Genomic DNA, 25,587 nt, shown 5'->3' with positions numbered 1-25,587 from the left:
GGGCAACGAACTTGCCAGTGTTGGAAATTTTAGTTAAAATTAAGAGTATTTTTATTTTAAAGGAGTTTCATTAGACCTAATGGACAAATTTTTCAAACTTAAAGAAAACCAGACGGACGTTCGCACAGAACTGATGGCTGGTTTGACAACTTTCTTTGCCATGAGTTACATCCTCTTTGTCAACCCTTCTATCTTGGGACAGACAGGGATGCCTGCTCAGGGTGTTTTCCTCGCAACGATTATTGGCGCTGTTGCAGGGACTCTTATGATGGCCTTTTACGCCAACATTCCTTATGCCATGGCACCTGGAATGGGACTCAATGCCTTTTTCACTTATACCGTATGTTTTAGTTTGGGCTATACATGGCAAGAAGCGCTGGCTATGGTCTTCATCTGTGGGCTGATTTCAATTGTGATTACGCTGACACGTGTGCGTCGGATGATTATTGATGAAATTCCTGATGGTCTGAAAAAAGCTATGTCTGCTGGTATTGGTGTCTTTTTGACTTATGTTGGGTTGAAAAATGCCGGCTTGCTCCAGTTTGCTATTGACGCGGGTACTTATACTGTGACAGGTGATGCCAATAAAGGGACTGGCTCTATCACGGCTAGTGCCAGTGCAACCCCATCTTTGGTACACTTGAATACGCCAGCCGTCCTCTTGGCAGTTGTGGCTATCTTTATTACCGCCTTTTTCGTAATCCGTAACATCAAAGGCGGGGTATTGATTGCCATCGCTTTGACAACCATCATTGCGATTTTTGCAGGTGTGGTCGACTTGTCGGCCATCAACTGGGCAGCAAGTAGCCCTGTATCTGCTTTCCATGACTTGGGTAAAATTGCAGGACAGGCCGTTGGAAGCAAAGGGATTGTGGCCCTCTTTTCACAAAGCGGGCGTTTGCCTGAGGTCTTATTGACCATCTTGGCCTTTGTCTTGACCGATGTCTTTGATAATATCGGAACCTTGGTAGGAACTGGCGCTAAGGCTGGTATCTTCAACATTTCCAGCGATAAGGAAGTGGCTCAGACGAAAGGGCTTCAAACTAAAATGGATAAGGCGCTCTTTTCCGATATGGTCGGGACAACAGTTGGTGCCTTGGCCGGAACATCAAATGTGACGACTTATGTCGAATCAGCAGCCGGAATCGGAGCTGGTGGTCGGACAGGTCTGACAGCTCTCGTTGTGGCGGTGCTCTTTGCTCTGTCAAGCTTCTTTAGCCCACTCTTATCTATTGTGCCAAGTCAAGCAACTGCTGCAGTGCTGATTATGGTTGGGGTCATGATGCTGTCAAACCTCAAGGAAATCGATTGGGACGATTTGGGTGAAGCCATTCCTGCCTTCTTTATGACTATCTTTATGGGATTTGCTTATAGTATCACCATGGGAATTGCGACAGGCTTCATTGTATACACCTTTAGTAAAGTGGTTCAAGGCAAGGCCAAAGATGTTCATGCCATCATCTGGGTTTTGGATGCCCTCTTTATTCTCAACTTTATCAGCCTAGCTGTTTTATAAAAAAGAGACAATTACCCCCAAGTCGCTAGCCGGCTGGGGTTTTTGTTTGCCAAGCTAAAGCAGGATATGTTGCTAAGCCTTCCTTAAAAAATCTTTAAAAAACCTTGTAGGTCTGCTATAATAGAAAGTACTTTGATACTCAAACAGGTATTTATGAAATAAAGGAGAGGTTTATGCTAGAAGTCAAAGAGCTCGTCAAGCGCTTTGGGGACAAAGAAGTGCTCCATGGCTTGAGTTTTCAAGCGAGTGCCGGGCATATTGTTGGAATCATTGGAAAAAATGGTTCTGGGAAAACAACACTTTTTCACTCCATTTTGCGTTTTCTACGCTTCGAGGGTGAAATTCTTTTTGAGGGACAACCCATTCGTCAATCTCTCTATTCTCGGATTGGTTATTTGCCAGAAGAACGGAGTCTCATGCCCAAATGGACTGTCTTAGAGCAGGTGCAGTACTTGGCCCAATTAAAAGGGTTATCCGCTAGCCAGGTCAAAAAGGACCTTCCCGAATGGATGGAACGTCTGGCTGTCAAGGGACGAATGACCGACAAAATCAAGTCCTTGTCTAAGGGAAATCAGCAAAAAATCCAACTCATCATTACCTTGATTCACCAGCCAGATTTGATTATTTTGGATGAACCCTTCTCTGGGTTGGACCCCGTTAATACTGCCTTACTCAAAGAAGTCATTTTAGCCGAGAAGCAACGGGGGGCTTTAATCCTTTTTTTCAGACCATGTGATGACCAATGTCCAAGAAATCTGTGACGATTTACTGATGATTCGAGATGGGGATATCGTTTTAAACGGAAGTATCCAAGAGGTGCGCAATCATTTTGGTAAGACCCGGATTTTGACTTCTAGCCAGAAAAGCCAAGAGCAACTGGAAGCCCTTCCCCATGTGGAGGCCGCTGATTTGCAAAAAGATGGCAACTGGTTGTTGAAAATTGATGATGAAGCAGCAGGTCCAGCTTTATTTGACGCATTGACCGAGGGGCAATATGTGACGACCTTTGTTCAGGAGGCCCCAAGTTTAGATGAAATCTTTAAGTGGATTGCACAAGGAGGAGACAAAGCATGACAAAAGTATGGACCGTTTTTAGCAGTGGCTACAAGCGCCAAGTGCGTTCTTGGAGTTTTGTCTTTATGGTGTTGTCCCCTTTTCTCTTCATTGGGATTAGCTTTGCTGGGAACTACTTTGCTAAAAATGCGCAATCGGACACCATCGCCGTGGTCAGCCAAGACAATCAGGTCAATCAAGTCTTCAAGGAAAAGGTCTTTAAGAGCTACACCAGCCAAGAAAAGGCTAAGGATGCCCTTGATTCTGATGACATTATGGGCTATCTCCTGATTACACAAGATGAGGGGCACTATCAGGCGACTTACCGTGCCAAACAAAGGTTGTCAGCTAATGATAAACTTCTTATCAATGGGCATTTGCAGACGCTACAGGTGGCCAGTAATGTAGCTAGGGCGCAACTGTCTGTTGACCAAGTGACAACCTTGCAGGACCAAGCCCAATTGGTTGAAAAAGTATCTGCCAAAGAAAACACCGATAGTTTAGCCAAAACGATTTCTTTTTATGGAATGGTTGCCGTTCTCTATATTTTATTGCTCTTTTATTCGGCCAACACAGCCCAAGAAATTGCCAGTGAAAAAGGCACCAAAATCATGGAAGTGGTCTTTTCTAGCATGAAGGCTTCCACTTACTTTTACAGTAGGCTCTTGGTGGTGGCGGCTGTTATTGTGACCCAGTTGGTTATCTATGCGCTAGGCGCTGTCTTGACCTATCAAGTGGCGAGTCGTCTTCCAGAAACCAAGGATTGGTTGCAGCAATTTCAACCTCTCTTGCAAGCTGTTTTAAAACACTTTGACCTGATTAATCTCTTGTTTATCATCTTTGGGTTAATTATTTATGTAGCTTTGTCAGCCCTGTGTGGGGCTATCGTTGCAAGACCTGAAGATGCTAATAAAGCTTCCCAGCCTGTCCTCTATCTGGTCATGCTTGGCCTTTTTGGCAGTATCTACCTTGGTCAATCGAATAGTCTTATTGTCAGCCTGGGTTCTTTTGTTCCCTTCTTGTCAAGCTTTTTTATGCCTATCCGAGTTATCAATGGCTTTGCCAGTCAAGGGGAAGCATTGGTCTCCTTGGCTATCCTGGTCCTCGCCACCTTTGCTTTGGTGGGCTTCATCGGTCGTTCCTACAGCGGTCTTATCTTACAAACGGATGACCTAGGGCTCTGGCAAAGTTTCAAACGGGGGCTCACCAGACGCTAAGCGCTGGCGACCTCTCTTATAACGCACGAAAGAAGAGCCACAGAATCGTATTCTGTGGCTCTTTTTAGGCTAGTTATCTTCTTTGGGGCTGTATTTTTGGGCAATGTTTGCGATGGTTTCTAAGCGGTAGGCTCTTTCAGTCTGGTAGTGGGCTAAGTGGCGCTGTAAATCACGTCCTGCCTTCTCCAAGGTCGGTGTCATCGCTTGGATGTCAGCCAGTCGATCCGTGATGTTTGCGAGATCCGCTTGGATTTTCGGCAATCGTTCTTGGCTTTCGGACAGCAAGTCAGCGATGGCCTGCCGTTTTTGATAGAGGCGATAAGCGCCGTAACCAAGGAGACCGACGGTTACAAGAGTTCTTGTTTTCCAGCGCATCTTAGACCTCCTTGGCAATGCTTTGAGCCAGTTGTCCTAAAGCTTCAAAATCAGGGGCGTGTTCTGTAAATTGGATGTTGATGCCATCTGTATTACCATAGCGGGGAATCAGATGGACGTGGGCGTGAAATACGGTTTGACCAGCAGCTTCTTCGTTATTATTGAGGATGTTGAGACCACTAGCCCCAGTGGCCTTTTGAACCGCACGCGCTAACTTGGGTAAACGTGAAAAGAGGTCTTGGCTCGTGATGGCATCCATGGCCAAGACATTTCGGACGTGCTCTTTGGGGATAACTAGGGTGTGGCCCTTGGTGGTTTGTGAAATATCCAAGAAGGCCAGAACCTTGTCATCTTCGTAAATTTTTGAGGCAGGAATGTCACCTGCTACGATTTGGCAAAAAATACAATTATCCATGAAGCCTCCCTCATTGTGCTTAATTTGGTATAATAAACTAAGTATATCAAAAAATGGTGAGAATATGTTAAAAGTAGAACAATTGGTCGGAGGTTATGCCAACACTCCAGTCCTCAAACAGGTTTCTTTTGAAGTGGCGGATGGGGAATTGGTGGGGCTTATCGGTCTGAATGGAGCCGGAAAGTCAACGACTATTCATGAAATTACCGGGCGCCTGCGTCCCTATAGTGGTCAGATTTTGTTAGATGGCAAGAGCCTGGAAGAGGACAGGGCTGGTTTTCGTCGGCAAATTGGTTTTATCCCAGAAACCCCTAGCCTGTATGAAGAACTGACCCTTCGGGAACATCTGGAAACCGTCATCATGGCTTACGATTTGCCAGCTGAAAGCACCTGGGAGACAGTTCAGGGGCTCTTAGAGCGCTTTCGCCTGAGTGAACAGTTAGATTGGTTCCCGACGCAATTTTCTAAAGGGATGAAGCAGAAGGTGATGATTATTCAGGCTTTGATGCTCCAGCCTCGTTTGCTGATTGTGGACGAACCTTTTCTGGGGCTAGACCCTGTTGCCATTCATGACCTGGTAGACCTCCTGCAAGCTGAAAAAGCCAAGGGGACGGCTATCCTTATGTCCACACACGTTCTTGATTCGGCTGAAAAAATCTGTGACCGTTTTATCGTTTTAGATAAGGGGGAAGTTAAAGCCTTTGGTGATTTAGAGGACTTGCGTCGTCAGTTAGATAAGCCAAATGCGGATTTGACAAGCCTCTACTTGTCCTTGACCCAAGGAGTGACTGAGAGATGAATGCCTTATTTACCCGGAGGCGACTGGCCTTTTGGCAAAGTTCCTTGCGTTATTTACGTTTTGTTTTCAACGACCATTTTGTCTTGGCCTTACTGTTTCTTTTAGGTCTTGTGCTCTATCAGTATAGCCAACTCTTACGGCACCACCCCCAAAATCCTCTTTTTTTGCTAGGGGCTAGTTTTTTGTGGGTGGTGGCATTTGTTTGGATGGGCAACATAGCCACTTACTTAGAGCCTGCTGACAGGCACTATTTGTTGGTTCAAGAGGCAGCTGTTTTAAGCCATATCAGGAAAGCCCAATTACGTTCGTGGGTCTCAGGCGCCTTTTTACTCCTGCTAGCCAATGCCTTTGCTTGGCCACTTTGGTTGGCTATGGGGGTTAAGGTCTGGCAACTGGTGGTGATTTTGCTTGCTTCGTTCTTGGGCAAGTGGGGTGCTTTGGCATGGAAATCGCGTCACCTTTATCAAAAAGATCGCGTGCTTTGGGACCAAGCCATCGCTCAGGAACAAAAGCGCCAACAAGGCTGGTTGCGGTTTTATGCTCTTTTTACCCGAGTAAAAGGTTTAAGTAGCTCGGTGAAACGGCGGGCCTTTATGGATGCTTTTTTGAGGCTGCTTCCCCTCAGGGCCAGCCACCTGTGGGACAATCTATATGCGCGTGCTTTTTTTAGAGCTCAGGACTACCTAGGTTTAACCCTGCGTCTGTCAGTCCTATCTTTCGTTGGTCTCGTCTTTTTGCGGCAACAAGCCTGGGTTGCCCTTGGTCTTTGTTTACTGTTTAATTACCTCTTGTACTTTCAACTTTTGGCCCTAGCTAACCACTACAATTACTACCCCTTAGCCTTTTTATACCCTCAGCCACCGGCAATCAAGTACCGACGGTTGAGAGGGTTTTTGGCAAAACTCATGGGAATTGTCGCTTGTCTTCAGGTCTTCTTGGCCCTGCTTTTGGGGCTGTGGGTGCAAGCGGTCGTGCTTGTGCTGGGAACCGGTCTTATGGTTACGGGTTACGGTTATCTTCGTCAAAAAAAGTGGATTGACGTTGACAGATAAAATGATACAATTAAAAGACAAAAAACAAGGAGAAATGACGTGTCTTTGGAAGATAAAGATTTAGTGTTAACACCCTTAAAAGGGGAGAGCGGTCGTGCTTATTTGGGCACTTACCCAGATGGCCAAAAAGTATTCATCAAATTGAACACGACCCCGATTTTAGCAGCTCTGGCTAAGGAACAAATTGCGCCACAACTTCTTTGGGCAAAACGTCGTGAAGATGGGGACATGATGAGCGCCCAAGAATGGTTGGACGGCCGTCTCTTGACCAAACAAGATATGGGGGCCAAGCAAGTGGCTCAGATATTAAGCAACCTGCACAAGTCCCGCCATTTGGTTAACCAATTGCGTCAACTAGATTCCAAGGTTCAAGGGCCTTTGGATTTGCTCAATCAGTGGGATGCACAAGCCCCTATTCAGCTAAAAGAAAACAGCTACCTTCAAAGCATTCTTCATCAATTGCGTAGCGATCTGCCTGACTTTGATGCAGATATTGCGACTATTGTCCACGGGGATGTGCGTCACAGCAACTGGATTATTACAACTAGTGGCTTGATTTACCTTGTGGATTGGGATGCTGTTTTGATTACAGACCGCATGTATGATGTGGCTCACGTCTTGAGCCACTATATCCCGCGTATGGGTTGGGAAAAATGGTTGACTTACTATGGCTACAAGTACAACGAAAAAGTGCTTCGCAAGGTGGCTTGGTATGGGCAGTTGTCTTATTTGATGCAAATATTGCGTCTCTACAACAGCCGTAACATGGAAGCTGTCAATCAAGAAATTTACGAATTACGGCAGTTTCGTGAGGTTATTTTATGAGGGTGAGAAACCGTAAAGGGGCCCAAGAAATGCTGGATGCCCGTCCTGATTTGGTGTTGACGGATGCGCAAGCAGTCAAGGGACACTGGGCAGACATTTTTGGTAATAGCCACCCTATCCATATCGAAGTCGGTTGTGGAAAGGGTCAGTTTATTACTGGCATGGCCCAGGCCCATCCAGATATCAACTACGTTGCCATTGATATGCAAAAATCAGTTCTCAGCCATGTCTTAGACAAGGTGGTTGAACAAGAACTCCCCAATGTTCGCTTGCTTTTAGTAGATGGTTCTGAATTGACCCATTATTTTGCCCCAGCTGAGATAAGCCTCTTGTATCTTAACTTTAGTGACCCATGGCCGAAAAAACGGCATGAAAAGCGCCGTCTAACCTACAAGGACTTTCTAGCCACCTATCAGACGATTTTACCGGCAGGTGGGGAAATTCACTTTAAAACGGATAATCGCGGACTCTTTGAGTACAGTTTGGCGAGCATGAGCCAATATGGGATGACCTTACAAGAGGTTTTTCTGGACTTGCATGCCAGTGATTTTGAAGGCAATGTCTTGACGGAATATGAAGAGAAATTTTCCAAACGCAATCAAGTGATTTATCGCTTAGAGGCGAGATTTGAGGATTGACGGCGTCAAACTTTGTGTTATAATATAACGGTAGCCCAAAAGGCAACCTATTTAGGAGAGGTCGCATAGTGGCCGAGTGCGCACGCTTGGAAAGCGTGTAGTCCTTAACGGGGCTCGGGGGTTCGAATCCCCTCCTCTCCTTAAGTTCAGTGGACATCTAGCTTAAAAAGCTAGGTGTTTTTTTGAACCATTGCCTGAAAGTAGCTTTGGCGACTTGTAACGGTTAAAGCTTGCATTTTGCAAAGTATATGCTATAATGATAACGATAGATAGTAGAAAGGAGGCGGAGTTGAGAGACTTCGTCTCTTGTTTATGTCGGAAAGGAGGTAATCATGTCAACGATTACAGATGCGGTGACAGCCTGTGTGGCTCCCTTGATAGAGGCGCCCTTTGAGCTGGTTGATGTCACCTATGAAAAAATGGGGAAAGATCAGCTGCTTAGCATTTTTATCGATCGCCCGGGGGGGATAACGGTCAATGAAACGGCTGACCTCACCGATATCATCAGTCCAGCTTTGGATACCATTAGTCCAGACCCCTTCCCAGAGCAAGGGTATCTCTTGGAGGTATCTAGCCCTGGTTTAGAGCGTCCTTTGAAGACCAAAGAGGCCTTGCAGGGAGCGCTAGGGCAGTATATCCATGTCAAACTCTACCAAGCCATTGATAAGCAAAAGGAATTTCAAGGGACCTTGGAAGCATTTGACGGCCAAGAACTGGTTTTGACATACAAGGACAAGACACGTGACAAAACAGTTACCATTCCTTATCAGAGCGTGGCTAAGGCCCGCCTAGCGGTAAAGATTTAGAAAGGAAGGGCATAGCCCACAAGTATGAGCAAGGAAATGCTACAAGCCTTCCAAATTTTGGAAGAAGAAAAACAAATCAATAAAGAAGATATCATCCAAGCTGTCACAGATTCCCTCAAAGCGGCTTACAAGCGTCGCTATGGGCAATCAGATAGCTGTGTCATCGACTTTAATGAGAAAACAGGAGATTTTCAAGTCTTTACTGTCCGCGATGTGGTTGATGAAGTCTTTGATAGTCGTTTAGAAATTTCTTTGGAAGATGCCCACAAGATTAGCGATGCCTACGAGTTAGGCGACAAGATTCGTACGGAAGAATCCGTCAAAGAATTTGGTCGTGTGGCAGCCCAATCGGCTAAACAGACCATCATGGAAGTGATGCGTCGCCAAACACGTGAAATCACCTTCAATGAGTACAAACAGCATGAAGGTGAGCTCATGCGTGGGACAGTGGAACGTTTTGATAATCGTTTTATCTATGTCAACCTCGGCAAGATTGAAGCGCAATTGTCCAAGCGGGACCAGATTCCTGGAGAGACTTTCCAGTCACATGACACGATTGAAGTTTACGTCTACAAAGTTGAAAACAACCAACGTGGCGTGAATGTCTTTGTTAGCCGCAGTCACCCTGAATTTATCAAACGTTTGATGGAACGTGAGATTGATGAAGTCTACAAGGGGATTGTTGAAATTGTCAGCGTTGCTCGTGAAGCTGGTGACCGTACCAAGGTAGCTGTGCGTAGCCATGACGATTCTGTGGATCCAGTCGGAACGATCGTAGGTCGCGGTGGTAGCAATATCAAAAAGATCACGAGTCAATTCCATCCTAAACGCTTGGATCAACGGACAGGTCTTTGGGTACCAACAGAAGAAAATATCGATGTTATCCCATGGAGTCCAGATGAAGCAGAATACATTTACAATGCGATTGCTCCAGCTGAACCCGATCAAGTCCTCTTTGATAATGAAGATGCCAAACATGCCGTTGTTGTTGTGCCAGACAATAAACTGTCCTTGGCCATTGGACGGCGGGGACAAAATGTTCGCTTGGCTGCTCACTTGACCAACTTCCGCATCGACATCAAGGCGGCTTCTGAGTTTGATGAAGAAGAGGCTGCGCAGTATGATATGCCGGATAGCATCGACGTTGCTACAGAGGATGAACTAGAGCCTGTAGACTACACCAAAGTTGAGGTGGATGATGATTTGGCTGCCGCAGCCAGTGCTTTTGGCCTGACTGAGGAAGACAATCTGGACGAATAGGGGGTAGCTTATGGCTAAAACCCGAAAAATTCCGCTACGCAAGTCAGTGGTTTCTGGAGAAATGATTGATAAGCGAGACCTCTTGCGGATAGTCAAGAACAAGGAAGGGGAGATTTTTATCGACCCGACCGGTAAAAAGAATGGCCGTGGGGCCTACATTAAGCTGTCCAACGAAGAAGCCCAAGAAGCCAAAAAGAAAAAAGTCTTTAATCGCGCTTTTCAGGTGGAAGTTGCTGATAGTTTTTACGATGAGCTGATTGCCTTTGTGGCACACAAGGTCAAAAGAAGAGAGCTTGGTCTTGACTAATAAAGAAAAATACCTGCAATTATTGGGCTTGGCCCAACGGGCTGGAAAGGTTATTTCTGGTGAAGAACTCACCATTAAGGCCATTCAGCAACACAAGGCTCATTTGGTTCTTGTGGCTAGCGATGCCAGCGCCAACTTGCAGAAAAAAATTAGTGATAAAACAACCTACTATAAGATAGAAAGGTCCACTGCATTTACCAGTCTCGAGTTAAGCCTTGCGCTCGGTAAGAGTCGCAAGACTGTGGCTGTGTGTGATGCGGGATTTGCAAAGAAAATGAGGACTCTTATGGACTAAGGGATAGGAGGACAAGATTTGTCTAAAAAACGATTATACGAGATTGCCAAAGAATTGGAGAAATCCAGTAAAGAAGTTGTTGAACGGGCCAAGAGCTTGGGACTTGACGTGAAGAGCCATTCTTCTAGCGTCGAAGAAGAAGCTGCAAGCCGTATTAAAGCCAGCTTTCAAAAGGCATCTTCCAAAGTAGCTGAAACGGCTGAAAAAGTTGAGAAAAAAGCACCTGCCAAGGCTCAAGCAGCCAGCGGGCCTGAAACAAAAGCAGCCCCTGAAAAGACGGCACCTCAAGCAGAAACAGCGGCTCAGGCAGAAGCTCCTGTTAAACGCCCAAAAAGTCGTAACTTTAAGGCAGAGCGTGAAGCCAAGGCCAAACAAGCTGGACAAAAGGCTGGCCAGCAAAATAAGGCTGGGGCTCGGAATAAAGACCGTGACCGTGGTGCTAACACCAATCGGGACCGTCGTCAAAATGACCGTAACCGCCAGAACAATCGCAATGACCAGCGCAATCGTCAAACAACGCCAAACCAAAAGGCAGCCCGTGCTGGTGGCCGGATTGACTTCAAAGCACGAGCGGCTGCTCTAAAGGCAGAACAAAACGCAGAATATTCTCGTCAGAGCGAGGAGCGTTTCTACCAAAAAGAAGCGGCTAAAAAAGAAAAGGCCAAACAGGCTGAACAAGCGCGTGAGGCCAAACGGCAAGCCAAGGAAGAAGTCGCAAAGGCAACGGCTCAAGCAGTCGCTAAACCTAAGGCAGCTCCTGTGGCTGCTGCGCCAGCGACCAATCAAGCAAGTGATACGCGTCGTAAAAACAAAACCGACCTGAAAAGAGTCGAGAAGATAATCGCCGTACAGAAGATGGCCCTAAAGGTCGCAATAAGAAGAGTTGGAATAATCAAAATCAAGTGAGAAATCAACGCAATAGTAACTGGAACAAAAAGAAAAACAAGGGCAGAAATACCAAAGGCCAAAGTCAAGCGCCTGTTACGGAACGTAAGTTCCATGAGTTGCCAAAAGAGTTTGAATACACTGAGGGCATGACCGTTGCTGATATCGCTAAACGTATCAAGCGCGAACCTGCTGAAATCGTCAAAAAACTCTTTATGATGGGAGTGATGGCTACCCAAAACCAATCATTGGACAAGGAAACCATTGAACTCTTGATGATGGATTATGGGATTGAAGCCCATGAAAAAGTTCAGGTGGACAATGCGGATATCGAGCGTTTCTTTGCTGAGGAAGGCTATCTGGATCCTGAAAAAATGGTGGAACGTCCACCAGTTGTGACAATTATGGGACACGTCGACCACGGGAAGACAACCCTTCTAGACACCCTGCGCAACTCTCGAGTGGCGACAGGCGAAGCTGGGGGAATCACCCAACATATCGGTGCCTACCAAATCGAAGAAAATGGCAAGAAGATTACTTTCTTGGATACGCCTGGACACGCGGCCTTTACCTCAATGCGGGCGCGTGGTGCTTCTGTAACGGACATTACGATTTTGATTGTTGCCGCAGATGATGGGGTTATGCCACAGACCATTGAAGCTATCAATCACTCCAAAGCAGCTGGCGTGCCGATTATTGTTGCGATCAATAAAATTGATAAACCAGGGGCAAATCCTGAACGTGTCATCGGTGAATTGGCTGAACATGGTGTCATGTCAACGGCTTGGGGTGGTGACTCTGAGTTTGTGGAGATTTCTGCTAAATTCGGTAAGAATATCAATGAACTTTTAGAAACGGTTCTTTTGGTTGCTGAGTTGCAAGAGCTCAAGGCAGATCCGACAGTTCGTGCGATCGGTACCGTTATCGAGGCTCGCTTGGATAAAGGAAAAGGTGCAGTGGCAACCCTCTTGGTGCAACAAGGTACCTTGCATGTCCAAGACCCAATTGTTGTCGGCAATACCTTTGGACGGGTTCGTGCCATGACCAATGATCTGGCACGTAGAGTCAAAGAAGCTGGTCCATCCACACCTGTGTCTATTACAGGTCTAAATGAAACGCCAATGGCTGGTGATCATTTCGCCGTTTACGCAGACGAAAAAGCAGCCCGCGCAGCTGGTGAAGAACGTGCTAAACGTGCCTTGATGAAACAACGGCAAGCGACGCATCGTGTTAGCTTGGAAAATCTCTTTGATACCCTTAAAGATGGTGAGATGAAATCCGTTAATGTCATCATCAAAGCCGATGTGCAAGGGTCTGCTGAAGCCTTGTCGGCTTCTCTGCAAAAGATTGATGTCGAAGGGGTTAAGGTGACCATTGTTCACTCAGCTGTAGGTGCCATCAACGAATCCGATGTGACCCTGGCAGAAGCTTCTGATGCCTTCATCGTCGGCTTTAACGTTCGCCCAACACCACAAGCGCGTCAGCAAGCCGACAGCGATGGGGTTGAAATCCGCTTGCATTCTATCATCTACAAGGTCATCGAAGAAGTCGAAGATGCCATGAAAGGAATGCTGGACCCTGAGTTTGAAGAAAAAATTATCGGAGAAGTTACGATTCGAGAAACCTTCAAGGTCTCCAAGGTCGGAACTATCGGTGGTTTCATGGTGTCTAGCGGTAAAATTACCCGTGATGCCAAGGTCCGTGTTATCCGTGATGGTGTCGTTATCTACGATGGCGACTTAGCCAGTCTGAAACATTACAAGGATGATGTGAAAGAACTTGGTAGTGGTCAAGAAGGTGGTCTGATGATTGATGGCTACAACGATATATCTGTAGATGACGTGGTTGAAGCCTACATCATGGAAGAAATCAAGCGTTAAAAATCTGCTAAAGACAGAGAGGAGATAGCATGGGACGTTCATTTCGTGCTGATCGAGTGGGGATGGAAGTTAAGCGTGAGCTCAATGACATTCTCCAAAAGAAAGTCAGAGACCCTCGTGTACAGGGGGTGACCATTACAGACGTGCATATGCTGGGAGACTTGTCTCTGGCCAAAGTTTACTACAGTATTATCAGTGATTTGGCTTCAGATAATGAAAAGGCACAGGTTGGTCTAGACAAGGCCAAGGGGACGATTAAACGTGAACTTGGCCACCAGCTGACCCTCTACAAGATTCCAGACTTAGAGTTTATTAAAGACGAATCCATCGAATATGGCAATAAAATCGATGATATGTTGCGTCAGTTACATAAGGATTAAAAAAGAGCCTTCGGGCTCTTTTTGTGTGATGACAGGGGCAGTTGTTAAAGTTGATCTATTTTGTTAAAATAAGCTTAAAAGTTTACAAAAGGAGTAAAAATGTCAACATCACAATTCTGGAAAAAGGTTGGTTGGGTTCTCGCTACAGTGGGGATTCTTGCCCTGGATTTGATCCCAAGTGAACTAACGGTCTTCATCTATGGGCTGACCAAACAAGGAATGCTAGCGCAAGTGATTGGTCTTATCACTATGGCTGGCCTTGTGACCTTGATCGTCTGGCTCGCCTATCGTCATCAGGTATTGGCAAAAGATAACATTTCGTTCAAGCGCTTTGTGCTAACGCTGGTCCTAGGCTTTGTGGCTATAACCCTTTGTAGCCTTGTGGGGCAAGTGGTGATGCGTTTGACGGCTAGTACCCAAATGATTAATCAAGATGCGATTCGTTCGAGTCTAAGAGCCCTGCCGGTCTTTACCCTAGTTTATACGGCGCTTGTTGCTCCTGTGATAGAAGAGATTATTTTCCGAGGATTTATTTTTAAGAAATGGTTCCCTCACCATGATTATTGGGCCTTGGCGGTTTCGACGATTCTTTTTGCCCTTTTGCATCGAGCGTTTACGCCAGGTAGTTTTATCACTTACGGAGGAATGAGCTTGATTTTTGGACTCGTCTACCTCAAAAATGGGAAAAACCTCAAATACAGTATTGGGCTACATTTGTTCAATAACTTCTGGGCGCTTTTGGCCATGCTCTTGCTCTTGTTGCACTAACATTCAGCGACTAAGTTGACAAAAAAGTGTTTCTAGAATGGCATTCTAGAAACACTGAGACTAAAGACAAGGTCTTTTTAAGACTTCCCTTAGGTGAGGGGTGGACGGTAGCGACTCCTATCGAACGCTATACCTTAACCTTGAGCCTAAGGTTTCAACCTTATCGAACGCTTGAAGCAGAGATGCTTCAAGCGTTTTTCTCATGTCGGGAAGTCTTGGTTGGTGCTTGTGAGCACTGGTGTTATCAATTCTCATGAGGATGAGTTGGTTTTTGAAGAACAATTAGTGACTGAGGTGAGAGGGGAATATTTTCCTTGACTCCCTGATCGTTGAGGTCGGGGTACTGCAGGATGAGGTGACGCTTGTCATCGTTAGGGTAGACATAGTGTTCGGTAGAAAAATTGATGACGATTTCCAAATCACGCTGGTCTTTGTAAAGATTGTAGCGCAAGACATAAGGATTTAGCCAATAAAAGTGACTAGCCTTTTGAATCGCTTCTGTCTGGTTAAGGGCAAGAAGGGGTTCACTCTTACGAAAGGCAATAAGCTCGCTGATGAATTGGGCGTTTTCGGCGTAGGTTTGTCGCCGTTTCCAGTCCAGACGATTGATGGAATCGGGACTATTGTAACTATTTTCTAAATGATTTTTGGTGCGGAAAAATTCTTGCCCACTGTGGATAAAACAGACACCTTGTGACAACAATTGCAGTTGGAGACCAAAGCTGGCAATGTGTTCTTGCCAACCCCGATGAATGGTGGGCAGTTTCAGGCGAATGTAGTCAAAAAAGGTGGCATTATCATGGCATTCAAGATAGTTGATGCTCTGGTCAGCTGTCAGATAGGCGGGTGTTTGCTGACTGAGGCCAATGCTACCTGAGAGGAGGTTTTCAATCTTTTGGTGGAGATGTTCATCCAGAAGGCGTTGCGGTTGCGTCAGAACCTTCTTAAAGGTGTCGCGGTAACTGTCGTTAAAGAAACCGATTTCTGGCAAGTATTTGGCATTATTTTGGTGGGCTAATAATTGGGTGTCTAGGCCAGTTCCCATTTCCCAGCCTTCGCCATAGAGATAGGCATTGGGTTTGATGGCCTTGAGCTGGGTGGCGATGTCACTGATGGTTTGGCGGTCGATGAGTCCCATTAGGTCAAAACGAAAGCCATCCATGTCAAAGGTCTGTGCCCAATAACAGACGGATTTGACAATGTAATCACGCATCATCAGGCGTTCGGTCGCCATGTCGTTACCACACCAGCTCCCATTACTCTTTTTGCCTGCCAAATCAACTCGGTAGCAGTAGCCGGGAACAATTTTCTCAAAGGCGTACTGGTCGATATCGTAGACATGGTTGTAGACGACGTCCATGATGACCCCAATGCCTGCCTGGTGGTAAAGAGAGATGGCATCTTGAAGGTCAGTCAGACGGTTGTAGGGGTGGTCAGGGTCGCTAACAAAAGAGCCATCTGGGACATTGTACTGAACAGGGTCATAGCCCCAGTTGTAGCAGAGGCGCGGATGCTCTTCATCGACGCTCCCAAAATCATAGAGGGGCATGAGTTGGATGTGGCTGATTCCCAGTTCTTTGAGGTAATCAAATCCCTGACTAGCTTGACCGGTTTTTGGTGACTCCGTTAGTCCCTTGAATTGGCGCTTGTGGCTAAAACCTGCACTGTCTTGGGCTGAGAAGTCACGCACACTCATCTCGTAGACGATAGCTTGGGCCTTGGGGAGTTCTTTTTTAAGAGGGCTAACGGGGTGTAGCCGTGAGGGGTTAATCACATAGGATGCGCCAGAGTTGCTGGTTGAGGAGATAGCATAGGGGTCGTGTACCTCTTGCCATTGCCCATTGACCAGATGGAGGTAACGGTAGCTGGCACCTTCCCAGTCGCCTGTGAGGCGCAGTTCCCAGACCCCTTTTTCACGGTAATTGAGCGCTAAACTTTCCTTATGACCGTCTTTTTCAATCTGTAACCAGACCTCATCAGAAATGGGGGCCCAGAGTCGAAAAATGGTTGCGGTTTGTTGGTAGCTGGCTCCTAGGCGAAAGTTTCTCGCATCGAAGGTTTGATCAAAGATTGGCGTGCGGACAATATGGCGATAGGTCAAGGCTTGAACATTACGATCTGAATCATAGACAAGGTACCGTTTTTCTAAGTCTAGGGGACTTTGAAGGGACAGACGGTAGTAGATGGCATCATCGTCAGTATACTCTTGCTCAATCCAGGTGTGGATCTTCTGATCATGCCTGTCTTTTTCCTCTAAGACAAAAGCAATCTGCTGGTGAGGGAAGCGCTTGGGCAGACAAATGGTTAAGGATTGGAGGTCATCGAGATAAGCCTTGAAATGTCTAAGTGTCATAACAACTCTCTTTTCTAAAAAAATGTAACTGCTTTCATTAACTATTATACGCTAAAAAAAGATAAGAACAAGTATTGTAATTTATGGTCAAGTAGGGTAAAATATAATAGTAAGCGTTTTCAATTATTCATCAAAAAGATTGCTAAAATAATTGGAAAATGTTCAGATAATTCACGAAAATATTATTTTTTGAGAAAAGCATGGCAATTGTAGGTTAAATAGCGTACAATGTCAGTAGGGAATTCCGAAGCCGTTCGGGAAATGAATGTTCAAGAGGAGATTGTTCATGATTAATTTGCAAAATTTCGTTCAAGCCCAATATGCCAAACGTATTGAAGATTGTTCGGATAAGGAGCTTTACTACGCGCTCTTGGCCTTTACCAAGCAACGCAGTGCTTCCAAGTGTACCAATGACCAAAAAAAGAAACTGTATTACATTTCAGCTGAGTTTTTGATTGGGAAGCTCTTGTCCAATAACCTCATCAATCTGGGGCTTTATGACGAAGTCAAAGACCAGCTAGCTGCTGCTGGTAAAGACTTGATTGCCATCGAGGATGTGGAGCTAGAACCATCACTTGGAAATGGGGGTCTGGGACGTCTGGCAGCCTGTTTCTTGGATTCGATTGCCAGCTTGGGCCTCAATGGAGACGGAGTAGGTCTGAATTACCATTTTGGCCTTTTTCGACAGTTGTTTGAGTACCATCAACAGTCCACTCAGCCTAACAACTGGATTACTCCTCAGTCATGGTTGACCGAATCTTCCATCTCTTATCAAATCCCATTTGCTAACTTCACCTTGACGTCAAAACTTTACGACATTGACGTTCCAGGCTACAAGACAGAACGCAAAAACCGTTTACGTCTCTTTGACTTAGGCTCTGTAGACAATAATATCATCTATGACGGTATTGAATTTGACAAGGAAGACATTTACCGTAACCTTACCTTGTTCTTGTATCCTGATGACTCAACTGACCAAGGTAAGATTCTCCGAATCTTCCAACAATATTTCATGGTGTCAAATGCGGCGCAACTCTTGATTGACGAAGCCATTGCCAAAGGGTCTAACTTGCATGACCTAGCAGATTATGCTGTGGTCCAAATCAATGACACGCACCCGTCCTTGGTGATTCCTGAATTGATTCGCCTTTTGGAAATCAAAGGGATTTCATTTGATGAGGCGGTGGACATCGTCAAATCCATGACAGCCTACACCAACCACACCATCTTATCGGAAGCCCTCGAAAAATGGCCTTTGGACTTCTTGCGTAAGGTCGTGCCTCACTTGGTGCCATTCATTGAAGAATTGGACCGCCGTGCTAAGGCCATCAAGGATGACCCTGCTGTCAATATTATCGACAATGAAGGGCGTGTTCACATGGCGCATATGGACATCCATTATGGCTACTCCATCAATGGTGTGGCGGCTCTGCATACCGAAATCCTCAAGAATTCGGAACTTAAGGCATTTTACGACCTTTATCCTGAAAAATTCAACAACAAGACGAATGGGATTACTTTCCGGCGTTGGCTTATGCACGCTAACCCACAGTTAGCTGGTTACTTGGATGAGCTTTTGGGTCACGGATACCACCATGATGCTAGTCAGTTAGAAAATCTCCTTACAATCACAGGTACCAAAGACCTTAAGGCCCATCTCGAAGACATCAAGGCCCATAACAAACGCAAACTGCAACGCCATATTCAAAAAACGCAAGGGGTTCAAGTTAATCCCGAGTCCATCTTTGATGTGCAAGTCAAGCGTCTCCATGAGTACAAACGCCAACAGATGAATGTCCTCTACGTCATTTACAAGTACTTGGACATCAAGGCTGGAAATATTCCTGCGCGGCCTTTGACCATCTTCTTTGGTGGAAAGGCAGCTCCAGCCTACACGATTGCTCAGGATATTATTCACCTGATTTTGGTCTTGTCTCAAGTCATTCAAAATGACCCAGATGTCAGCCCATATCTGCAATTGGTCATGATTGAAAACTATAATGTGACTGAAGCGAGCTTCCTCATCCCAGCAACGGATATTTCGGAGCAAATTTCCTTGGCCTCTAAGGAAGCTTCAGGAACAGGTAACATGAAATTCATGCTCAACGGAGCGCTTACCTTAGGTACAGATGATGGCGCTAATGTTGAAATTCATGACTTGGTTGGAGATGATAACATTTATATCTTTGGTGAAGACAGTCAGACTGTGATTGACCATTATGCAAATGGAACTTACAACTCTTATGACTACTATCAACGTGAACAGATTAAACCATTGGTTGATTTCATCACGAGTGATGTGGTTCGTAACGCAGGCGGGATTGATGAACGTCTCTGGCGCTTGCAAAGACGTTTGCAGCATGAAGACCATTTCATGACCTTGCTCGACCTCGAAGATTACATCCAAACCAAGGAAACTATGTTGAAAGACTACGAAGATCGTGACAAATGGCTGGATAAGGTCATCGTCAATATCGCTAAAGCTGGTTTCTTCTCATCAGACCGTACCATCGAACAATACAACGAAGACATCTGGCATTTGGAAAAATAATAAGAAGAAACACCTGCTCTGCAGGTGTTTTTTTGACTAGTGACAAACGGCATTTATTTTTTAACGGCGCTCGGCCAATAAAAGGGAATGGCAGACTATTCAGCAAAAACCAAGACTTCCCACCGTAAGAAAAGCACTTGAAACAGAGGCGTTTCAAATGCTTGGGAACTTTGAGACCTTAGGCTCAAGGTTAAGGTAGGCAATCCGTCAGGACATGCGACTGTCTGTCCGCCCCTAAGGGAAGTCATAAAAAGCCTTTGGCTTTATCATCAAAACACCTGCCTTGCAGGTGTTTTGGTGAGTTGATTAAGCTTTCTTTTTTGGCTTAGGATTCTTCTTAGGTTTTTCTTCTTTGACTTTCTCCAGATAGAAGGTCGTGTAGCGTGGAATGGTCACTTTGGCTTGGCCGTCTGTGGCAACGAGTTCAAAGTGCTCAGTCGGCAGGCTATTAGATGAAAAGACAAGTTTATAGCGGTTCTTGTCAGGGAGGTCCAAGACGACATCGTAAAGCTCTTGGTCATTGAAATTGTTGAGAATCAAGAGTTCCTGGTCATCAGAAAAGCGTCTAAAGGCGAAAAAGTTGGCTTCCTCGCTAATCTTAGTCCACTCAAAGCCTTTATCATAGGCTTGGAAATCGTATTGCCAGAGGGCGCTATTGTCATGGTAAAAACGACTGAGGGTTCCCATCATCTGATAAAAAGCATCATGGATAGGATAAAGTTTGAGGACCCAGTCCATCTCTGTGTATTCATGCCACTCACGGATGTGACCCCACTCATTTCCCATAAAGAGCAACTTTTTGCCTGGATGGGCGAAGAAGAAGCTGTAATAGGCGCGTGCCTGATGAAACTGGTCTTCGTAGTTGCCATTCATCTTTTCGACGATGGAGAGTTTGCCGTGAACAACTTCATCATGCGACAAAGGCAGGACATAGTGTTCGTTTTGATTGTAGAACATCCCAAAGGTGATTTCCTTGCTGTGAAATCTCCGATAGATAGATGGGCGACTGAAATATTTGTTGGTATCATTCATCCAGCCCAAATCCCACTTGAGGTCGAAGCCTAGACCGCCATCTGCCAGGTCATGGGTGACGCCAGGATAGCTCGAAGAGTCTTCAGCAATCATAAGCACACCTTTGAACTCGGTATGCACAAGCGCATTAACGCGCTTGATGAAGTCAACAGCGCCTTGGTTGATCTTGCTGTCTTCGGTTTCCCCCCGCCAGTAGAGTAGGTAAGAAAGGGCGTCAACGCGGATACCGTCAAAGTGAAATTCTTTGAGCCAATAGTGGATGTTTGACAAAAGGAAGGAACGTGTCAGGCCTTTTCCGAGGTCAAAATTGACGGTTCCCCATTGGCTGTTATCCCAGTCTCTCTCATTGGGGTACTCGTAGAGAGTTGTCCCATCAAACTGCATGAGTCCTTGCGCATCCCGACAAAAGTGAATTGGCACCCAATCCAAGATGACACCGATACCTGCTTGGTGGCACTGGTCGATGAGGTATTTGAGGTCGTCAGGTTTGCCATAGCGACTGGTTGGGCTATAGTAACCTGTAATCTGATAGCCCCATGAGGCATCTAGAGGATGCTCCATGAGTGGCATCAGCTCGATATGGGTGTATTTGTTTTCTAAGACGTGTTCAATCAGTAAGGGGGCCAGTTCACGATAGTTGTAAAAGTTCGAAATCTGAGCCCCAGCCTCGTCTTTGTTGACGACTTTTTGTTTCCAAGACCCCAGGTGAACTTCATAGATGGACAAGGGTTTTTCCTTAAAATCATAGGAAATACGGTCGTACATCCAGATAGCGTCTTTAAAGGCGTAACGTGAATTGTAAGTCTTTGAAGCGGTCGCTGGACGGACTTCGCTAAATTGCCCGTAGGGGTCGGCCTTATAGAGTTTACGGCCATCAGGGGTTAGGATGACGTATTTATAAGAAGCTTGGGATGGAAGACCTTCGAGATAAAGGGTGTAAATCCCATCTCCTTGATGGGTGAGCGGGGTGTCTTCTTGCCAATTATTGAAGTCACCAACCAAATAGACAGCTTGCGCATTGGGGGCGTAGACACAAAAGGTATAACCGAGGATTTTATTGCCTTTTTTGACAACATGAGCCCCGAATTTTTCATAGAGACTGGTATGCTCACCAGCATTCATGTAGTACAAATCCAAATCGCTAAACGGAGTGGTCATAGGACCTCCTTTCTAAAACCAGGTTTGGGGGTGCTGGTAAAAAAAGAGCGGACAATGCAATGTGAAAACAGGGCAGGGTCACACTCTTTTTCCTTAATCTATAAGAGCCTTGTAGAGGTCTAGGTATTTTGCAGCAGAAGCAGTCCAGCTGACATCTTTGGCCATGGCTTGGTCAATCAAAGCCTGCCAATCCTCAGGGCGTTCTTGATAGGTTTCTAAGGCCCAGTTAAAGACGAACATCATGCTGTTAGCATCCTTGCCTCCAAAGCTAAAGCCAGTTCCTGTGCCAGTTTCAATATTGTAGGCTTCTACGGTATCGACGAGACCTCCTGTCTCGCGAACCAAAGGAAGGGTACCATAATGCATGGAAATGAGCTGACTGATACCGCAAGGTTCAAAGAGAGACGGCATAAAGAAGAGGTCGCTGGCTGCGTAAATACGATGCGCTAAAGCCTCATTGTAGCCTTGGTAAAAGGCAAATTGCTCTGGATAGGTGGACTTAAAGTAGTTGAAACTATCTTCGATGGCAGCCTCACCACTCCCTAAAATGACAAACTGAACAGGTGCTTTTAGCATGTCATTAAGCTTTTCTACCATGAGATAGAAGCCTTTCTGGCGGGTTAGTCGAGAAACCACCCCAATCAAGAGGGCATCTGGGTCCTGTGGCAGGGCAAATTCTTTTTGCAAGGCGGCTTTATTTTTGGCTTTATTGGCCAGATTTTTGCGACTGTAGTGGGCAGGAATATCTGTATCAGTCTCAGGGTTCCAGATGTCCGTATCGATGCCATTGACAATTCCTAGCAAGTCAAAGTAGCGGCTACTCAAGACATACTGCATATTTTCGCCAAATTCATCGGTTAAAATCTCTTGGGCATAGGTTTCTGAGACAGTAGTCACCTTATCAGCATACTGAATACCAAGTTTCATGTAGCTAATGCTATTGTCATGAAAACGAGCGGTGCCATCTAGGTAATAGTTGTAGTTCATCCCCAAAGAAGCCCAGAGTTCCTCTTTGTTGAAAACCCCTTGAAAGGCGAGGTTATGGATGGTAAAGACCTGACGCATGCGCCGAAACTCCTCACGATAGCTGTAAAAAGTGCGACATAAGAAAGGAATTGCCGCTGTGTGCCAGTCATGAGTGTGGATGACATCTGGGAAATAATCCAGCGCTTCTAAAAGGCGGCAGGTGGCATGTTGGAAGAAACCAAAACGATAGGCATCATCGTCGTAACCATAGAGGGCATCCCGCTCAAATAGGTCACGGTGTTCGATGAAGTAAAAACGGACACCGTCACGTTTTTCTGTGTAGACATTAGCCAGTGTGTGGATATTCCCTGCATTGACATCATAGGTTGACACGTAGTCAAAGCGGTCATGGTCCTTTTCGGCCATTTTCTTGTAGAGAGGAAGGACCACGCGGACCTCAGCGCCTTGTTTGACCAGCTCTTTTGGAAGAGAACCGATAACATCGGCAAGGCCACCACTTTTAATATAAGGAAGCCCTTCTGAAGCCACAAAGAGGATAGAGGGCTGTTTTTTTGCGGTATTTGTTTTAGACATGGGGCCTCCTAGATGATTTCGCTAGCCTTGATGTATTCCGGTTTGTCTGGTTGCCCTTGAATATCAATAGGGTGCTTGATGAAGGCATGCTTGTCAATAATAGTGTTTTCAATATTGGCACCGCGTTTGACTGTCACGCCACCCAAGATGATACAGTTTTTGACCACAACCCCTTCTTCGATAGTGACATCACGGTCAATCACGCAGTTTTCGACCTGTCCATCAATATTGCTACCGTTAGAAATCAAGCTTCGTGTCACCTCGGCAGAGGCGCCGTAAAGGGTTGGTGAAGAATCGTTGCTTCGGGTGTAGATTGGCCAGTTGTTCTTGAAGAGGAGGCGACGTTTGCTAGCGTCAATGAGCTCCAACTGTGTTTCAAAGAAGGCTTTTACATTGTTGATGCAAGCGACATAGTCCCGATGCACATAGCCATAAATCTTGTATTCGTCAACGACGTCACGCAAGATATCCTTGAACCAGTAAAGGGAAGACACTTGGTTAGCCCGTTTAATCAACTGCACGAAGAGTTCTCGTTTCATAAAGTAAGCTTCGAGTGAAATCGGACGGTTTTTGTATTTCCCGTGGTTTTCTTCAAAGGCTGTGATGCGACGGTTGTCATCCAACTTAATCGTGTTACAACCGATATAACTGTCTTTGGCGTTTGTAATGTTTTTGTAGAGGACGGTGATGTCGGCACCTGTTTCCTGATGCGCTTCAGCCAGTTCTGTGAAATCTTGGCTGTAGATGAAGTAGCTCGGCGCAATCAAGACATACTCTTTTGTGGAGGACTCGATATAGCGGAGGTTATCCGTAAAGGCCCCGACATCGTGATTGTAGATAGGGGAAACATCACTTTCACGGTTGAGGAGGCGGAAACTTCCACGTTTACTGTTGATGTTGTAGCTTTTTCCAGTCCCCACGTGTTGGATGGTGGAACGGCTTTTTTCTGGCATGTAAACTTGAAATTCTGTGATGCCAGAATTAGACATATTGGACAAGACGAAGTCAATCAAGCGGTAGCGCCCTAAAAAAGAGAAGGCTTGGATGCCGCGATGGGCCATGACGCTGTCAAAATCAACATTTGTACCTTCGATATTGACGATCCCTAGTGTATTTCTTAGCATGAAAACCTCCTATAATGTTGTGTTTTTATCAATGAGCAAGATGTCGTCCTCGCTACCAGAAAGGATAACGTCTTCACCGATGTGGACATCTTCGGCCACAATGGCATAGTCAATCTTGGCACCAGCTGCAATATTCGCTCCTGGTAGCAGTACGGTATTGGTAACTTTAGCGCCTTCTGCAATCTTGGCATTGGTAGACACGACCGTGTGTTCAGCATGGCCCTCAATGACGGCTCCCTTGTCGACATAGACACTACGAACAAAGGCATTTTCACCGATGACTTGAGCAGGGGCACCAGAATCATCAGAGTAGACACGCCAGCTCGGGTCAAACAAATTGAGTTCGTTGGTAGGGTCTACCAAGTCCATATTGGCCTCCCACAGGCTGTTGACCGTACCCACATCCTTCCAGTAACCTTTGAAAGGATGGGCTTGTAGGCGAAGACCGTCTTCGAGGTATTTTGGAATGATATCATGGCCAAAGTCATGGGAAGATTCTTCATTTTTCTCGTCTTCGATCAGGTATTTTTTGAGGGTTTTCCAAGTAAAGATGTAAATCCCCATGGAAGCCAGGTTGCTCTTAGGGTTTTCAGGTTTTTCTTCGAACTCTTCGATGCGTAGTTTTTCATCGGTGTTCATAATCCCAAAGCGTGACGCTTCTTTCATCGGAACTTCGATGACGGCAATCGTAGCATCAGCCTTATTTTTTTCGTGGGTTTCTAACAGCCGATCATAGTTCATCTTGTAAATGTGGTCACCTGAAAGGATGAGCACGTATTCGGGCTCATTGAGGTCCAAAAAGTCGATGTTTTGTGTGATGGCGTCGGCTGTTCCCTTATAGAGGCCAAAACCTTCGATTTTTTCACGAGGAGGAAGTACAAAGATACCGGATCCTTGCACGTCGAGCCCCCAACGTTGGGATTGCGAAACGTATGAGTTGAGCAAGACGGATTCGTACTGGGTCAAAACACCGACCGTGTCGATGCCTGAGTTAGCGCAGTTACTGAGCGGAAAGTCGATAATACGGTACTTTCCTCCGTAGGCTACAGCAGGTTTGGCGATTTTCTTGGTCAGGCTTTTCAGCCGTGTGCCACGCCCTCCAGCTAGAATCATTGCTACCATTTTATTACGTGCCAAATGATTGTCCTCCTTTAATAATGAATGAATTTACCATCCTTAGTATAGCATAAAGTCGTTCACATTGAAAGCGCTATCTGATTAAAGATGTGACTTTTTTCAAAAGAATTGTTCGGTTTTCCCGAATTTTCCAGGATTTTAGAAAAATAGGCCTTTTTTCAAGAAAACAGACGCAAGCTTCTATAAAAGGTTCGATGCTAG

At 45.7% G+C, this 25,587-nt stretch carries 20 protein-coding genes, 1 tRNA gene and 2 pseudogenes; 16 read left to right on the top strand and 7 right to left on the bottom strand.

Translation table 11 applies throughout. The annotated features are described in order from the left end of the window. The first annotated feature begins 79 nt into the window (after positions 1-79). The 3 genes and pseudogenes from STRDD12_RS04795 (at position 80) to STRDD12_RS04785 (ending at position 3,786) form a co-directional block, all read left to right on the top strand. The gene (locus STRDD12_RS04795) at positions 80-1,516 is read left to right on the top strand and encodes an NCS2 family permease (RefSeq protein WP_066915664.1); all 1,437 of its coding nucleotides are present in this window, start codon (positions 80-82) and stop codon (positions 1,514-1,516) included. A 173-nt stretch (positions 1,517-1,689) separates the two neighbouring features. Then, positions 1,690-2,590, top strand: a pseudogene (locus STRDD12_RS04790) (ABC transporter ATP-binding protein). Further along, entirely contained in the window at positions 2,587-3,786 is a 1,200-nt protein-coding gene (locus tag STRDD12_RS04785) for an ABC transporter permease (RefSeq protein ID WP_066915662.1), read from the top strand. Before STRDD12_RS04790 ends, STRDD12_RS04785 begins: the two are co-directional and overlap by 4 nt. 69 nt (positions 3,787-3,855) lie before the next feature. Here STRDD12_RS04785 and STRDD12_RS04780 read toward each other — a convergent pair whose 3' ends face one another. Next, positions 3,856-4,161 (bottom strand): hypothetical protein, encoded by a 306-nt coding sequence (locus STRDD12_RS04780; RefSeq protein ID WP_066915660.1) that lies wholly within the window; start codon positions 4,159-4,161, stop codon positions 3,856-3,858. 1 nt (position 4,162) lies between these two features. After that, entirely contained in the window at positions 4,163-4,576 is a 414-nt protein-coding gene (locus STRDD12_RS04775; protein WP_066915658.1) for an HIT family protein, read from the bottom strand. A 64-nt stretch (positions 4,577-4,640) separates the two neighbouring features. On the opposite strand from STRDD12_RS04775, the gene STRDD12_RS04770 reads away from it, so the two are divergent. The 12 genes and pseudogenes from STRDD12_RS04770 to STRDD12_RS04715 all read left to right on the top strand — a co-directional run bounded on the left by STRDD12_RS04770 (position 4,641) and on the right by STRDD12_RS04715 (position 14,471). Then, complete coding sequence (locus STRDD12_RS04770) at positions 4,641-5,375, top strand: ABC transporter ATP-binding protein (protein WP_066915656.1); 735 nt, start codon at positions 4,641-4,643, stop codon at positions 5,373-5,375. Beyond that, positions 5,372-6,427 (top strand): ABC transporter permease, encoded by a 1,056-nt coding sequence (locus STRDD12_RS04765; protein ID WP_066915654.1) that lies wholly within the window; start codon positions 5,372-5,374, stop codon positions 6,425-6,427. The genes STRDD12_RS04770 and STRDD12_RS04765 overlap by 4 nt, the downstream gene beginning before the upstream one ends. Positions 6,428-6,466: 39 nt before the next feature. Next, positions 6,467-7,252, top strand: coding sequence for a cell cycle regulator CcrZ (gene ccrZ, locus STRDD12_RS04760; protein ID WP_066915653.1), 786 nt, complete (start codon positions 6,467-6,469; stop codon positions 7,250-7,252). Then, positions 7,249-7,890: a tRNA (guanosine(46)-N7)-methyltransferase TrmB gene (trmB, locus tag STRDD12_RS04755; protein ID WP_066915651.1), complete on the top strand. Its 642-nt coding sequence runs from the start codon at positions 7,249-7,251 to the stop codon at positions 7,888-7,890. Before ccrZ ends, trmB begins: the two co-directional genes overlap by 4 nt. Before the next feature lie 54 nt (positions 7,891-7,944). After that, a tRNA-Ser gene (locus STRDD12_RS04750) sits at positions 7,945-8,031 on the top strand. Positions 8,032-8,222: 191 nt separating this feature from the next. Further along, positions 8,223-8,696 (top strand): ribosome maturation factor RimP, encoded by a 474-nt coding sequence (gene rimP, locus STRDD12_RS04745; RefSeq protein WP_066915650.1) that lies wholly within the window; start codon positions 8,223-8,225, stop codon positions 8,694-8,696. A gap of 24 nt (positions 8,697-8,720) precedes the next feature. Beyond that, positions 8,721-9,956 carry a transcription termination factor NusA gene (gene nusA / locus STRDD12_RS04740; RefSeq protein WP_066915648.1) on the top strand — a complete coding sequence of 412 codons (1,236 nt, stop codon included), beginning with the start codon at positions 8,721-8,723 and terminating at the stop codon, positions 9,954-9,956. A gap of 10 nt (positions 9,957-9,966) precedes the next feature. Continuing rightward, the gene (rnpM, locus tag STRDD12_RS04735; RefSeq protein WP_066915646.1) at positions 9,967-10,263 is read left to right on the top strand and encodes an RNase P modulator RnpM; all 297 of its coding nucleotides are present in this window, start codon (positions 9,967-9,969) and stop codon (positions 10,261-10,263) included. Beyond that, positions 10,256-10,558 carry a YlxQ-related RNA-binding protein gene (locus STRDD12_RS04730; protein WP_066916233.1) on the top strand — a complete coding sequence of 101 codons (303 nt, stop codon included), beginning with the start codon at positions 10,256-10,258 and terminating at the stop codon, positions 10,556-10,558. Before rnpM ends, STRDD12_RS04730 begins: the two co-directional genes overlap by 8 nt. A gap of 18 nt (positions 10,559-10,576) precedes the next feature. Continuing rightward, a pseudogene (gene infB / locus STRDD12_RS04725) lies at positions 10,577-13,323 on the top strand (translation initiation factor IF-2). 29 nt (positions 13,324-13,352) lie between these two features. Next, complete coding sequence (gene rbfA, locus STRDD12_RS04720; RefSeq protein ID WP_066915644.1) at positions 13,353-13,703, top strand: 30S ribosome-binding factor RbfA; 351 nt, start codon at positions 13,353-13,355, stop codon at positions 13,701-13,703. A gap of 99 nt (positions 13,704-13,802) precedes the next feature. After that, on the top strand, positions 13,803-14,471 hold the full coding sequence (locus tag STRDD12_RS04715; protein ID WP_066915642.1) for a CPBP family intramembrane glutamic endopeptidase: 669 nt from the start codon (positions 13,803-13,805) through the stop codon (positions 14,469-14,471). A gap of 244 nt (positions 14,472-14,715) precedes the next feature. On the opposite strand, the gene pulA is transcribed toward STRDD12_RS04715, so the two are convergent. Then, on the bottom strand, positions 14,716-16,824 hold the full coding sequence (gene pulA / locus STRDD12_RS04710; protein WP_066915640.1) for a type I pullulanase: 2,109 nt from the start codon (positions 16,822-16,824) through the stop codon (positions 14,716-14,718). A 286-nt stretch (positions 16,825-17,110) separates the two neighbouring features. Between pulA and STRDD12_RS04705 the strand changes: the two genes are divergently transcribed. Next, complete coding sequence (locus tag STRDD12_RS04705) at positions 17,111-19,375, top strand: glycogen/starch/alpha-glucan phosphorylase (RefSeq protein WP_066915638.1); 2,265 nt, start codon at positions 17,111-17,113, stop codon at positions 19,373-19,375. Between the two features lie 306 nt (positions 19,376-19,681). On the opposite strand, the gene glgB is transcribed toward STRDD12_RS04705, so the two are convergent. The 4 genes from glgB to STRDD12_RS04685 all read right to left on the bottom strand — a co-directional run bounded on the left by glgB (position 19,682) and on the right by STRDD12_RS04685 (position 25,371). Beyond that, positions 19,682-21,565: a 1,4-alpha-glucan branching protein GlgB gene (gene glgB, locus STRDD12_RS04700; RefSeq protein WP_066915636.1), complete on the bottom strand. Its 1,884-nt coding sequence runs from the start codon at positions 21,563-21,565 to the stop codon at positions 19,682-19,684. Positions 21,566-21,658: 93 nt separating this feature from the next. Continuing rightward, the gene (gene glgA / locus STRDD12_RS04695; RefSeq protein WP_066915634.1) at positions 21,659-23,125 is read right to left on the bottom strand and encodes a glycogen synthase GlgA; all 1,467 of its coding nucleotides are present in this window, start codon (positions 23,123-23,125) and stop codon (positions 21,659-21,661) included. Between the two features lie 8 nt (positions 23,126-23,133). Then, the gene (gene glgD, locus STRDD12_RS04690; protein WP_066915632.1) at positions 23,134-24,249 is read right to left on the bottom strand and encodes a glucose-1-phosphate adenylyltransferase subunit GlgD; all 1,116 of its coding nucleotides are present in this window, start codon (positions 24,247-24,249) and stop codon (positions 23,134-23,136) included. A 9-nt stretch (positions 24,250-24,258) separates the two neighbouring features. Then, entirely contained in the window at positions 24,259-25,371 is a 1,113-nt protein-coding gene (locus STRDD12_RS04685; RefSeq protein WP_197456663.1) for a glucose-1-phosphate adenylyltransferase, read from the bottom strand. Between the last annotated feature and the right edge of the window lie 216 nt (positions 25,372-25,587).

This window comes from Streptococcus sp. DD12, assembly GCF_001578885.1.
GTDB lineage: Bacteria > Bacillota > Bacilli > Lactobacillales > Streptococcaceae > Streptococcus.
The sequence above is the reverse complement of the archived record's forward strand: the minus strand, read 5'-3'. Positions and strand labels throughout refer to the sequence as shown.